The following is a 13,085-nucleotide window of genomic DNA, read 5'->3' on the forward strand; positions in this document are numbered from 1 at the left end:
ATGGATAGAGTACAAGGATTTCTATTGTTATTAATGGTTCCATTCTTATTGAGCTTGTCGGTTAGTTTTCCTTCAAGTGAAGAGTTAAATACTGCTAGCAATAACGCAAGCTCATATAAATGTATGGTTCAGTTAACAAACTACACGGGAGAAGGAGCTTATATTGTAGTTTCTCTTATTAATGCAGAGGGAAAATATGAAGAGACTCTTTATGTAATTGGTCAAGATGATGAGTGGTACCCAGACATGACACAATGGTGGAGTTTTTATGAACCAAAACCTACTAACATTGATGGAATAAGTGGAGCAACCATTGCAGGTGGAGAGCGAACAATTTGTGTAATTGACATTGATGAAACCAAATTAAATGCTGGTTATAAACTTCGTTTTGAAACAGCAGTTGAAGACCAAGAATATTTTGTAGATGATGTTGAATTTCCACTAACATCTGACAATGTTTCTGGAAAATATGATGGAAAAGGTTTTATACGCTACGTTCGTATTATGCCAAATTAAAATGCGTAATTAATATATGATTATTTCACTTTGGAGGTATAGCCATCTAGCACTGGCTATATCTTCCTGTATTTTTATAACAATTGCTTCTCTAACCGGTATTGTTTTATCTTTTGAACCAGTTACAAATAACCTATCTAGTAATTATGTTTCTGGAGTAAGTGAACTTAGCCTAGCCGAAACGGTAACACAGCTAAAATCTAAATATGATGAGGTCTTTAGTCTTGAGGTAGATGTCAATGGCTTTGTGGCTGTATCAGTAATGGATGCAGAAGGTAATATGGGCGATTTCTATATTGATCCATTTACAGGTGAAAAAATAGGTGATTTAATCGATAAATCTTCTATATACGAATTTGCCACTAGTTTACATCGCTCTTTATTTTTAAAAGGTCTTGGGAGGTTTTTTGTTGGCTTATCTTCTCTTTTACTCTTTTTTATTGCCTTTACAGGAATTATACTCATTATAAAAAGACAGCAAGGAATCAGGCATTTTTTCTCTAAAATTATCAAAGAAAATTTTTACCAGTATTACCATGTGTATCTAGGTAGACTGGCATTAATTCCGATTGTTATCATTACCCTAACGGGTACATATTTATCTCTACAGCGATTTGCTATTATACCCGAAGTAACAAAAACTTCTCACAATATCACTTTTGAAACTTTATCTGAAACACCAGCAATAAACCATCAAGAATTTCCAATATTTAAGAATATACAACTTTCTGAGGTTCGATCACTTGAGTTTCCATTTTCACCCGATGTAGAAGATTATTACACCCTAAAGCTTAAAGAAAAAGAATTAGTTATAAACCAGCTTACTGGTGAGGTTTTAAGCGAAGTTGAGTATCCATTAGTTACCTTGCTATCAGATTTGAGTTTAGTCCTACACACCGGAAGAGGCAATGTTTGGTGGGCTTTAGTTTTAGGAGTATCTACATGTAGTATTTTGTTTTTTATTTACTCTGGTTTTAACCTAACACTTAAAAGAAAACAGAGTAGTATTAAAAATACTTTAAACAAGGATGATTGCGATTACATTATTTTAGTGGGATCAGAAACCGGTTATACCATTCCCTTTGCAGTAGAATTGCAACAACAGTTATTAAAAGCAGGAAAAAAAGTTTACCTCACAGAACTGAATAGGTATTCTAGGTTTAAACAAATGAAACAGCTTGTTGTAATGACTTCTACTTATGGATTGGGAGAAGCTCCTGCTAATGCTAACAAGTTTATTGATTTATTTAACAAAGAAAATCCAAAACAAGCTTATGGTTATTCTATTGTGGGGTTTGGCTCAAGAGCTTATCCAGATTATTGCAAGTTTGCTTACATAGTCGATGAGCTACTTTTAAAAGATTCAAAAAGTACCAGACTGTTTGAGACTTTTACGATAAATAATCGTTCTTGGGAAGCATATATTCAATGGTTAAAAATGTGGGGAACAAGGCAATCTTTAAAATTAGATATTCCTACAAAAAATCCATTAATAGCAGCTAATAAGAAAAAAGAAGAATTTAAAGTATTATTAAAAACAGAAGCGCACCACAGTTCAGATGACACCTTTTTAATTAAATTGGCTTCAAGCAAAAAGATAAGATATAATTCAGGAGATTTATTAGCAGTTTATCCATCAGCTGATGCCGCAGAGCGCTTGTACTCTATGTCAGTTACAGCAACTAACCAAATTTTATTGAGTGTAAAAAGACATGATAAAGGATTATGTTCAAATCTTTTAAATAGCTTAAAAGATGGAGATATTCTGGAAGGAAATATTATAAAAAATAAGCATTTTTACTTCCCTAAAAAAGCTAAAAGTGTAGTGTTAATAAGCACAGGTACAGGCATAGCTCCATTTTTAGGAATGCTAGAACATAATGATAAAAAAATAGAAACTCATTTATATTGGGGTGCAAGAAATCAAGCTTCTTATAAGTTGTATAGCAATTATATTGAATCATCACTGAATAAAAAACATTTAAACAGGTTTGTACCCGCATACTCTAGAGTTGGAGATACAAAAATCTATGTACAAGATTTAATATTAAAAGACAGGTATATTATTGCTCAAACATTGAAAGAAAGAGGTGTGATTATGCTTTGTGGTTCTATTGCTATGCAAAAAGGTGTGTCGGAAAACTTAGATAAAATTTGTAAGACAATAAATAAAAAGCCACTGAGCTATTACCAAAATAAAAATCAAATAAGAATGGATTGTTATTAAATATTTCAATTTTTCTCTTAATTCTGATTTCTAAAAAATGGAAGATATAGCGTATTATATAGAGCTCTAGCACCTTCCTTTAAAGTATTAGTCATTTTATAGATGTTTTTACCATCGAGTTTATGATCAGCCATTTTTACATTATAAAGCTGAACTCCTGTTTCAAGGTGATGTATGCTTAAACCTTTGGTTTTGACCTTAGCTTTCCCAATGTAAAAGGAACATTTAAACTCAGGGTACTCTGTATGAATGAGTGTACCAAAACGATCTCCTTTTTTATTATCACGCTCATCAAACCAGATGTGCCAAGGTAAAGATGGAATGTAATCTTCTTCCGTCATTCCTCTTTATTATTAGGGTTAAAGATTTGATTTATTTCATGATCTAACCTGTTATTCAAAATATATTCCCAAAACTCATTGACAGAGACTCTTTTAAAATCACATTCATCACTTTCAATCTTTTTGATTAATTTAAACTCTGAAATCATCTTCCCAATTTTAGGATCATAACGTTCCATATCCATCATATAATCATTATCAATTGTAAGCCTTGCAGCCAAGCCATTGTCAAATATGTAATGCGTGTATGTCATAAGAGTTTCTATATTCAACTTTATAAACATACGGATATCACACCATTATTGATGAATGAAATAGTTATATTTTGAGCGCATACAGTTTTTGGTGAAAAAATTAATGTGTATATGTCTAATAATATTGATAAGGTGAAAGCAATTGAAGAAATAAAACTTTATTACAGACCTATTCAGCCATCTGTTCAAACAGAAGACGAGTGGATAACTTATCAAGAAGCCAAACCGAATAAAGAAATAGAAAGCTTTGTGTATTGTTTTTGGCAACTTAAAACGCAAAAAACACTCAGTCAACCATTTATATACAGAGTAGTTTCTGACGGGTGCATTGATATATTTTTTAACCACAATCAAGCATCTGAAAATTATATAATGGGATTTTGTAGAAAATATACAGAGTTCCCTATTGGCAAAAAGTTTAACTACATCGGAATTCGTTTTTTACCTGCTGCTTTCCCACTGATATTTGGAGTTAATGCTAAAAGTCTGAGCAACCAATCTCAAAAATTAAAATTAATATTACCAGATTTTTCAAATTGGATTAGCACTAAAATTAAGCCTACAGATTCATTTGAAATGATTATAAAATCATTAAATGAGAAATTGATATTCTTTATTGAAAGACAAAGTTTTAAATACGATTTACGTTTTTTCAATTCTTTAAATATCATTTTCCATAAAAATGGTTTTTTGAATATAGAGAAAGACTTAAATACTGGCCTTAGTCCGCGACAACTTCGTAGAGTTTTTAACTTCTATGTTGGAACAACTGCAAAAACTTTTTGCAATGTTGTACGCTTTCAACATATTTTAAATGCTAAACCTTCAAAGCAAAGTATTAGAAATAATAAACTATACTTTGATGTTGGCTTTTTTGATCAAGCACATTTTGTTAAAAATTTCAAGACATTTTATGGAGTAACACCTTCACAGGCATTTGAATAGTTTTTGTCCGATTTTTACAATTTCCACCCATTAGTGATCTCTAAATTTGTTCAACAAACTATAAAAAATGAAAGCATTATTATTTACTACATTTTTCTTATCTATAAGCTGGGCAAATGCACAAACTCAAAGTAAAATGAAATTAAACGCAGGAATTGTAACAGAAAAATTGAATGAGACAAAAGAATTCTACACGAAAAAGTTAGGCTTTGGCATAAGTTTTCAAAATGACTTTTACCTTTTGATGCATACACCAGATGGTTCATCAGAAATAAGTTTTTTAAAGCCGAATCACCCTAGTCAAGAACCTATTTTTCAGTCACCTCATAATGGAAAAGGGGTTTATTTGACCATTGAAGTTGATGATGTAGACAAAGTTTACTCTCAACTTAAAAATAAAAATATAGCAATGGAAATAGAACTTAGAGATGAACCTTGGGGAGACAGACATTTTGCTATTGTTGATCCAAACGGGATAGGGATTGATTTTGTAACCTACACTAAAACTGAAGAATAATATTGATTTTCACATCAGAACAAGTCTTAAAGCTGAGGTAGAATATTCTCAGAAAACTAACATTTCTTCCTCGAAAAGGAAATACTGCGATTAATGGACATTTCATAATCGGTGTCATGCATACTAGTTACAACCACTTCCACCATCATAATTCAAAATCTAATTATTGGCTTTCAAACGTTTTAAAATGACCGACCGTAAACGATCTTCATTTTCATCACCCCAATTTCCCAGTGTAGAAATTATGGGAATCAAAGTCTTACCAAACTCTGTTAAACGATATTCCACCTTAGGCGGTACAACAGGATAGATTTTTTTGGTAATCAATTCGTGTTCTTCAAGTTCTTTCAATTGAATATTCAGCACACGTCTAGTTGCATCGGGTATTTTGCGTTGCAGTTCGCTTGGTCGTAAATATCCTTCATTGATGAACCACAACAAACGGATTTTCCATTTGCCGTATAACACTTCACCAATCAAATCCAAGCCACAATTTAGGTTGGGTAAAATTTTTCTTTCGTACATAAAACAAAAATAAACCTATGTTCCAAAATGTGCAATAGGGGAAAAATTTATCCCTATATGAATCGTATTTCCGTACTTGTGAGAATGGTATATAAGACGGAAATTTGTCCTAAACATATCAGCCAATGGAACAAGTATTTAATTTCAACAAAGAGTTATCGGGCAAAATTGCATTGGTAACAGGAGGGACAAAAGGGACAGGAAAAGCGATTGCCGAGCGACTTTTAAATGCAGGTGCAACAGTAATTATTACGGCAAGAAATACACCTGAAACCGCTAACGATGAATTGCATTTCATTTCAGCAGACTTAAGTACTTCAACCGGAACAGAAAAAGTAGTTGAAGAAGTATTAGCAAAATATGGGAGATTAGACATTTTGATAAACAACTTGGGTGGTTCTGAAACAAAAGGTGGTGGTTTTTCAGTTTTGACAGATGAAGCGTGGGAACATTCCATTCAAACAAATTTGCTTGCACCGGTTCGTTTAGACAGGGGATTTTTACCTAAAATGCTTGAGCAGAAAAGTGGCGTGATTATTCACATTGCTTCCATTCAAGGTAAGTTGCCGCTTTACGATTCTACTTTACCTTATGCAGCTGCAAAAGCAGGATTAATCAATTATAGCAAAGGTTTGTCGAATGAAGTTTCGCCAAAAGGTGTAAGAGTTTTGACGGTTTCACCAGGTTGGATTATGACTACATCTGCAGAAAAAATGATGGAACGTATTGCAGAAAGCTCAAATACTACCAAAGAACAAGCCACTCAAAGTGTAATGGACGCATTAGGCGGAATACCTATTGGTAGGCCAGCACAACCTAAAGAAGTTGCCGAATTGATTGGTTTTTTAGTTTCACCAAAAGCCAATTATTTGACAGGTACGACATTTGTAATCGATGGCGGAACGATTCCAACAATTTAATCATCATCAAAAAAGTTAAACAATGAATTTACCAAAAGTAATAGCAGACTTAGTAAAAGCACAGGACAATTTTGACAGTACAGCTTACGCTAATTGTTTTACCAAAACAGCCGTGGTTTTTGACGAAGGGAAAACACACAACGGTAAAGCAGAAATAAAAAATTGGATAGAAAAAGCCAACAAGGAATATCAAATAACAATGAAACCGCTTGAATATTCAGAAGCCCAACAGACCTTAAAAGCTGAGATTTCAGGTACCTTTCCGGGAAGTCCGCTTACATTAACTTATCATTATGAATTTAAAGACGAGTTAATTGAATCGCTGGAAATTGTATGACAACTGTTAAGGTATTAAATGCCTTGCAGTAAAAAAATATTCACAAGGATGAGGTTAATTTATATATCTAACAAATTTTGCATTAAAAACTTGAATAAGCATATAATGGGCTATTAAGTTAAAGTTTTAAAACTATAAAAATGATGATAATTCCTTTAGCATCAACTATTTAATTGTTTCTTAAATGTATTTTTATATACCCGACCTATCGGGACTAATTCTTTTCCTACACGAATTTTATTATTAGATACTTTTAGAATATATCTCATATGAACAATGTATGACCGATGTACTTGAATAAAATTCTCATCAAGTTTTTCTGTCCACTCTTTTAAAGAATGAGAGGCTAGATGTTTTTCAGTATGGGTAATTACCTTAGTATAGTCTCCATCAGATTTAATGAACAAAATATCATTTGCATCTAACTTGAGGAGTTCGGTTCCTGATTTTACATACATAATGGAATGTTTATCAATTGCATCTTTGCTTGATGGGTTATGTTTTGTCTCTGTCACTGATGCTTTTTTCACTGCTTTTACAAAGCGATCAAATGAAAATGGCTTTAACAAATAATCAATCACATTGTATTCAAAGCATTCTAGTGCAAATTCAGAATAAGCTGTAGTGAGAATAGTTTTAGGAGTTTGCTCTTCTTTTCTTAGAAAATCCATACCCGACATTATTGGCAAGTTGATATCTAAAAACAGCAAGTCAATAGGGTTGGATTTCAAAAAATCTCTAGCTTCTAAAACGTCTGTAAAAGTTGCCACTAGTTGTAACGTTTTTACTTGCTTAATATATTCTTCTAATATTTCTTGGGCAGGCCCTTGATCTTCTACGATTATACAAGTCATCATTTTTCTAGCGGTTTTAATTGTAATTCTAATACAACCCTAAAAATGTCTTCTTCATTTACAATGCTCAGGTCATGCTTATTTGGGTACAACAGTTTCAGGCGTTTTTTTATGTTTTCAAGTCCAATTCCACTGGCTGTTTGATTGGCCTTATATCTGGTCGAGTAGTTATTTTCACAAATAAAAGTGAGCAAACCATCTTTTGTTACTTTTGTGTTAATAGAAATCCTAATATTACCAGACTGGCTTCCAGTGCTATGTTTAAAGGCGTTTTCTACAAAAACAACCAATAGGAGTGGAGAAATAACAAACTGATCTGATTCCAAATCTGTATCAAAACAAACATCTCCTCTGTTTTCAATTTGTAAAATATATAGTGAGGTATAATTTTTTAGATGCTCAAATTCACGCGATAATGTAATATAATTTTCTTTACTATCATAAAGCATAAACCTTAAAACAGAAGACAGTTCTAGGATTATATTTGGCGTTTTAGGAGAGTTTTTTAATGCCTTTGCATATAAATTATTGAGGTTGTTAAACAGAAAATGGGGATTGATCTGCGATTTTAAAAATTTAATTTCGCTCTCCTGTACTAAGCTTTTTAACTCATTTAATTCCCGTTGTTTGCGGTTAAAATCCCAGGCTAACTTAAATAATACAAAAATTAAAATAATGGGCAAAGTCTCTATTATTGTAAATGAAACGCCTGGAAAATAAGTACCTCTAGTGTCTGAAAAATATATTTGTTCCAAGACAAACTCATCTACTAAAACAATTAATACCAGTACAATTATTACTAGCAAGGTGAAAAGCAATGGTTTCTTTTTGTAATAGAGAAACGGCAACAACAAATAATTAATCACTAAAGACCCGACAAGGTAATTTGTATAGAATGCAAATTTGTAAGGAGCAAAAAGTGAATGAAAAGATACTTGTTCAGTTCCTTCTTGATTGTGTGAGAAGAAAATGAACACTACCATAATAATGATTAATTGATAAATAAGCTCTCGATAGTTATGCTCAAAAAAATTGGCTAAAGACATCACGACTCCATTAATCTTTTATCATTTTAAAATGCATATGTCGTTGGTCGGATTTATCTGTCGTTGACCTATTTTTTTTGCTTAATTCCATCTTAATTATGAGCTTTGTTATTTGTAATTAGTCTAAATAAATGGAATGCAATATACTATAATCTCATTAGAACTTCAGCATATTGTTTAAAAAATCCAATGAAAAGTATAGTACTAACTATAGTATGTTTAATAGGTACATTACAGGTACAAGCACAGAGTTATAGTGTTTCTGGCATCGTAACAAATTTGCAAGGTGAAGCGATTCCGGGTGTAAATGTTGTAATAAAAGGGAAATCGGTAGGAGTTTCCACTGACTTTGAAGGCAGGTTTAAACTGGAAATAGGGGAGAACAATGCAATCTTAGTTTTTTCAGCTATTGGTTTTGAAAGTAAAGAACAGCAAGTAGATCAGTCTTTTAGTTCCAAAAATTTAGCTATCCAACTAGAGGAACATGCCACAGAACTCAATGTGGTACAAGTTACAGCAGAAACTGAAGCCACAATTATAGAAAAGCAAGGATTTAGTGTAGAGGCTATAGAAACACAAAAAATTAAATCTCAGAGTCTTGAACTCAACAATGTTATAGGCAGAACAGCAGGCGTACGAGTAAGAAGATCAGGAGGAATGGGATCAGATTTTAACTATTCACTAGATGGAATGTCAGGTAATGCCATCCGTTTTTTTATTGATGGTATCCCGATGGATTATTTTGGTTCTTCTTACTCTATCAATAACATACCCATATCTCTTATAGAACGTGTCGATATTTACAAAGGGGTGGTGCCTGTTGAATTAGGATCTGACGCTCTGGGCGGTGCTATTAATTTAGTAACCGATAAAAATACATCAAATTTCGCTTCTTTTTCATATTCCTTTGGCTCTTTCAATACTCACCAAGCAGCCATAAATGGACAATGGAGAACTAACTCTGGTCTCACTACTAGACTTTCCACTTTTTATACCTATTCAGACAACAATTACAAAGTATGGGGAGAAGGTGTTTTTTATGGAGAAGAGAATACAGGTAAGGCAATTTATTTTACCAAAGATAATCCAGCAGAAAGATTTAATGACGATTTTCAAACAACCACAGTCAAATTTGATATTGGGTTCACTCAAAAAAAATGGGCAGACCAATTTTTTGTTAGCGTTTTAGCTTCAGACCAAAAACAGGGTGTGCAAACTGGTCAAACCATGGGACATGTGTATGGTGAAATGCGCAACAATGAACGGGTACTTATGCCAAGTATTACCTATCAAAAAAAGGATTTAATAATCAAAGGATTAGATGTTAATGCTTTTGCCGGATATTCATATACAGAGGGGACTTTAGTAGATACAACAACTAACCGATATGATTGGCGGGGACAACAAATTGGAACGAATCCCTCTGGAGGAGAAATAGGTCGAGGAGGTAGTAAGTCTTTATTTACTCTCACAGACAAGTCTGAAATTTATAGATTTAATGCTACTTATCAATTGCCCTTAGATCTAAAACTAGGATTTAATTATTTGTATTCAGGCACGAATCGTACAGGAGAAGACCCATTTTCACCATCGTATAGAATCCCATATTTAGAGCCTCAAAAAATAGGTTCTCACTTTGCCGGTTTATCACTCGAAACTATAAAACTTAATGATAAGCTTCATGCCAATGTTTTCTTAAAAAAATATGGTTTCAATTCCTCTATTAATGATCTGGTTTACACTACAGAATATGAAACTGTAGAACATAAGAATAATGTATCTAACTGGGGAGGAGGTTTTGCGACGTCCTATCAAATAGTTCCTAATGTTTTAATTAAGTTTTCTTTAGAGCAAGCCACAAGATTACCAAGTGCAACAGAGGCGCTGGGCGATGGAGTTACTATAGAAAACAACCCTTCAATAAGACCTGAACAAAGCTTTAATGCGAACATTGGAACCGTACTAGGAAGGTTTGAAATTGGAGCTCGTCATAGAGTAAAAATAGCTTTGAATACTTTTTACAGAGAAGTCTCAGACAAGCTACAACTTTTAGTGGAAGGAGGCCAAGAAATTGGACAGTATGAAAATATTAGAAAAGTGAATGGATCAGGAGCTGAGATTGATGTAGTCTATGATTTTGATCAAAAATTAAAATTTAGTCTAAACGGGACTTATCTGGACTTTAGAAACAACCAGAAAACAGACGAAAATGGAAGAGAAAATATAGTCTATGGTGACAGACTGAGAAATACGCCTTACTTAATGGCAAATGCAGGTTTGGAATATAACGCAATGAACCTGATTCAAGAAAATTCTAGGTTTTTTACCTATTTCCAATCTGGTTATGTGCATCAATTTTATCTTCGATGGCCAAGTTTGGGAAGTGCAGAAAACAAAAGTATTGTCCCTTCTCAGCTGGTATTCGATGCGGGTGTTGGATACACCTTTCCTTCTGAAAAGCTGATTTTGTCTGTGGATGTTTCCAATATATTTAATGAACAGGTTTATGACAATTTTCTTCTTCAAAAACCAGGGAGAGCCATTTTTTTTAAAATCAATTATCATATAAAACAGAATTAATTTTTAATAACTATGAAAAAAAACAAACTAGCTAAACTAATTTTTAATTGCTTATTCTTAACAATAACAACAACCTTTGTCGCATGTGACGAAGATGATGAACCTTGTATTGAGTCTACATGGTATGCGGATGTAGATGGTGATGGTTTGGGTGATCCGAACTCATCAATGGAGGCTTGTGATCAACCAGAAGGATATGTAGCCAATAGCGATGACGATAATGATGCACTTGCTCCTGTAAATACTAAATATACAGTTAGCGCAGGTGTTGATGAAGAAGGATATTACATTACAACTGATGATTTAATGTCTGGTTCAATATCTATTGTGGGAAATGGGTCTGAAGGATGGGCGAACTTATCTGTTAGTGTAGATGGATATCTTTATATTCTTAACAACACAGAAGGCTTAACAGAAAAGTACGAATTAACAGAGAGCGGCCCAGTTGAGGTAGAGGCAATTTCTAACTCTGCATTAACTCCAGGTGGTTTCTTTAGATACATACAAGTAGTAGATGACAGCGAGATTCTCTTACTATCTAACCCAAGTGAAGGCGAAATACCATATGCTATTATAGACCTAGAGACGTTTGGTGCCACTAGCAGCGGATTTATTTCTACTCCTACCATTGGTAATAAGAGCAACTTATGGGCAAATGCAGTTGTGCAAGGCGACGAAATCTATTTTGGATCCTTATATGGTGATGAGGCCACTTGGACACAGTTCACCGACTCTTTGGTTACTGTGAAATATGATTATCCTTCTATGGCAAACCCAGAAATATTGGTATCAACTGTTTCTGCAGGTCAAACTTCAGGCTACCGTACCAATGGGTCTTTCGTTACCGAAAATGGAGATATTTACCAGTACAATATGACTAGTTCACTCTGGTATGAAAATGATGAAGTAGCTGATAAGCCTTCAGTATTTGTACGAATAGTAGATGGAGAATATGATGACTCTTACCTTCTTGATGTTTCAGCAGAATATGATGAGCCTATTGCCATTTGGAATGCTTGGTATGCTGGTGACGGTATAGCTTATGCCAATGTATTACGTGTAGCTGATACTCCGGAATGGGGTGATTTATTGCAAAACACAGGAACATTAGTAGAAATCGATCTTGAAGCCAATACCGTAACAGAGTTAAATTTACCAAAAGCATCATTTAGGGATATCTTCTCTTTAAATTGTGTAGAGGATGGAAAATTCTACATCCCTGTGAGCATTACCGGAGGAGAGGCTAATATCTATGAAATTACGATTGGTGGTGGAGCCGACGGATTTACAAAAGGCGCTACATTAGACGGAAGTAATGTATATATAAATGCACTGTTCACTAATTTTTAATCTCTCTTTTTTAGCTTAGAACATTTAAAAATTAAGAATATGATCACCATAGCATTATGTCTTTCTTTTATATCAATCTATTGTCTTTATGCAGTTTCAGACCGGGTAGAAATTGAGAAAAAAGGCATAATGCTTTTTTTAAAAAACAAGCAAGTCTTAGCTGTGGTCATAGCAGGACTCACTTTCTTGGTCAGCACTATTATATTAACCTACAAAGTCGGTTTGGGTGTTGGTATCTTTACCAGTTTATCATTATGGATGGTTTTAGCAAGTTTGATTATTCTTTTTCTACCATTCCAAGTGATCAAATGGCCACATTTGGCTTTAGCATTTTTGCTTGTTGCGATTATTGAAATGAATACATTATTGGTTTAAGGATTATGCCTGCAAATAAAAAGTATATTTCAAGTTCATTATGGATTAAATTTGGTAAACTGTCAGCGGCCATTTTAGGTGGTTTGTTAGCCTCTATAAGTTTCCATATGGCATTGGCTATCTGGACAGACAGGTCAGTGATCATACCTACTGCCGTTTACTCGGGTTTTGTTATTTGGGTTGCGTTTATGATTGTAACTTACTGGGTTCCTAAAGTTTGGCAGGCTTGGACACTCCTCGGAGCAATTACTTTAGTATGTACAATTGCCATTTCTTTAGGTCAATAGACAAAATTCAA

At 33.6% G+C, this 13,085-nt stretch carries 15 protein-coding genes; 10 read left to right on the top strand and 5 right to left on the bottom strand.

From position 1 onward, the window contains the following. Together OQ292_RS37240 and OQ292_RS37245 are read left to right on the top strand one after the other, a co-directional pair. On the top strand, nt 1-516 hold the full coding sequence (locus tag OQ292_RS37240; protein ID WP_284689348.1) for a DUF2271 domain-containing protein: 516 nt from the start codon (nt 1-3) through the stop codon (nt 514-516). Nucleotides 517-532: 16 nt separating this feature from the next. Then, on the top strand, nt 533-2,743 hold the full coding sequence (locus OQ292_RS37245) for a PepSY domain-containing protein (RefSeq protein ID WP_284689349.1): 2,211 nt from the start codon (nt 533-535) through the stop codon (nt 2,741-2,743). Between the two features lie 17 nt (nt 2,744-2,760). Here OQ292_RS37245 and OQ292_RS37250 read toward each other — a convergent pair whose 3' ends face one another. Further along, the gene (locus tag OQ292_RS37250) at nt 2,761-3,084 is read right to left on the bottom strand and encodes a hypothetical protein (RefSeq protein WP_284689350.1); all 324 of its coding nucleotides are present in this window, start codon (nt 3,082-3,084) and stop codon (nt 2,761-2,763) included. Continuing rightward, a complete protein-coding gene (locus tag OQ292_RS37255; protein WP_284689351.1) occupies nt 3,081-3,338 on the bottom strand; it encodes a hypothetical protein in 258 nt (85 codons plus the stop codon). Before OQ292_RS37255 ends, OQ292_RS37250 begins: the two co-directional genes overlap by 4 nt. A 111-nt stretch (nt 3,339-3,449) precedes the next feature. On the opposite strand from OQ292_RS37255, the gene OQ292_RS37260 reads away from it, so the two are divergent. Continuing rightward, nucleotides 3,450-4,283, top strand: a complete 834-nt coding sequence (locus OQ292_RS37260; protein ID WP_284689352.1) for an AraC family transcriptional regulator — start codon at nt 3,450-3,452, stop codon at nt 4,281-4,283. Between the two features lie 136 nt (nt 4,284-4,419). Continuing rightward, nucleotides 4,420-4,800 carry a VOC family protein gene (locus OQ292_RS37265; RefSeq protein ID WP_284689376.1) on the top strand — a complete coding sequence of 127 codons (381 nt, stop codon included), beginning with the start codon at nt 4,420-4,422 and terminating at the stop codon, nt 4,798-4,800. A gap of 159 nt (nt 4,801-4,959) precedes the next feature. On the opposite strand, the gene OQ292_RS37270 is transcribed toward OQ292_RS37265, so the two are convergent. Further along, nucleotides 4,960-5,325: a winged helix-turn-helix transcriptional regulator gene (locus OQ292_RS37270; RefSeq protein WP_284689353.1), complete on the bottom strand. Its 366-nt coding sequence runs from the start codon at nt 5,323-5,325 to the stop codon at nt 4,960-4,962. Nucleotides 5,326-5,450: 125 nt separating this feature from the next. Here OQ292_RS37270 and OQ292_RS37275 point away from each other — a divergent pair, with 125 nt between their 5' ends. Then, nucleotides 5,451-6,245, top strand: coding sequence for an SDR family oxidoreductase (locus OQ292_RS37275; protein ID WP_284689354.1), 795 nt, complete (start codon nt 5,451-5,453; stop codon nt 6,243-6,245). Between the two features lie 22 nt (nt 6,246-6,267). Then, nucleotides 6,268-6,582, top strand: a complete 315-nt coding sequence (locus OQ292_RS37280; RefSeq protein WP_284689355.1) for a nuclear transport factor 2 family protein — start codon at nt 6,268-6,270, stop codon at nt 6,580-6,582. Nucleotides 6,583-6,743: 161 nt separating this feature from the next. Here the strand turns inward: OQ292_RS37280 and OQ292_RS37285 are convergent, their stop codons facing one another. Further along, on the bottom strand, nt 6,744-7,439 hold the full coding sequence (locus OQ292_RS37285) for a LytR/AlgR family response regulator transcription factor (RefSeq protein ID WP_284689356.1): 696 nt from the start codon (nt 7,437-7,439) through the stop codon (nt 6,744-6,746). After that, on the bottom strand, nt 7,436-8,482 hold the full coding sequence (locus OQ292_RS37290; protein WP_284689357.1) for a sensor histidine kinase: 1,047 nt from the start codon (nt 8,480-8,482) through the stop codon (nt 7,436-7,438). Before OQ292_RS37290 ends, OQ292_RS37285 begins: the two co-directional genes overlap by 4 nt. 189 nt (nt 8,483-8,671) lie before the next feature. On the opposite strand from OQ292_RS37290, the gene OQ292_RS37295 reads away from it, so the two are divergent. From OQ292_RS37295 to OQ292_RS37310, 4 genes are read left to right on the top strand one after another with little or no spacing between them, the layout of a single operon-like run. Next, a complete protein-coding gene (locus OQ292_RS37295; RefSeq protein WP_284689358.1) occupies nt 8,672-11,062 on the top strand; it encodes a TonB-dependent receptor in 2,391 nt (796 codons plus the stop codon). A 12-nt stretch (nt 11,063-11,074) separates the two neighbouring features. After that, nucleotides 11,075-12,412, top strand: coding sequence for a DUF4374 domain-containing protein (locus OQ292_RS37300; protein ID WP_284689359.1), 1,338 nt, complete (start codon nt 11,075-11,077; stop codon nt 12,410-12,412). Between the two features lie 39 nt (nt 12,413-12,451). Continuing rightward, nucleotides 12,452-12,787: a hypothetical protein gene (locus OQ292_RS37305; protein ID WP_284689360.1), complete on the top strand. Its 336-nt coding sequence runs from the start codon at nt 12,452-12,454 to the stop codon at nt 12,785-12,787. A 5-nt stretch (nt 12,788-12,792) separates the two neighbouring features. After that, nucleotides 12,793-13,074 carry a hypothetical protein gene (locus OQ292_RS37310; RefSeq protein WP_284689361.1) on the top strand — a complete coding sequence of 94 codons (282 nt, stop codon included), beginning with the start codon at nt 12,793-12,795 and terminating at the stop codon, nt 13,072-13,074. The last annotated feature ends 11 nt before the right edge of the window (nt 13,075-13,085 follow it).

The organism is Chondrinema litorale, assembly GCF_026250525.1.
GTDB lineage: Bacteria > Bacteroidota > Bacteroidia > Cytophagales > Flammeovirgaceae > Chondrinema > Chondrinema litorale.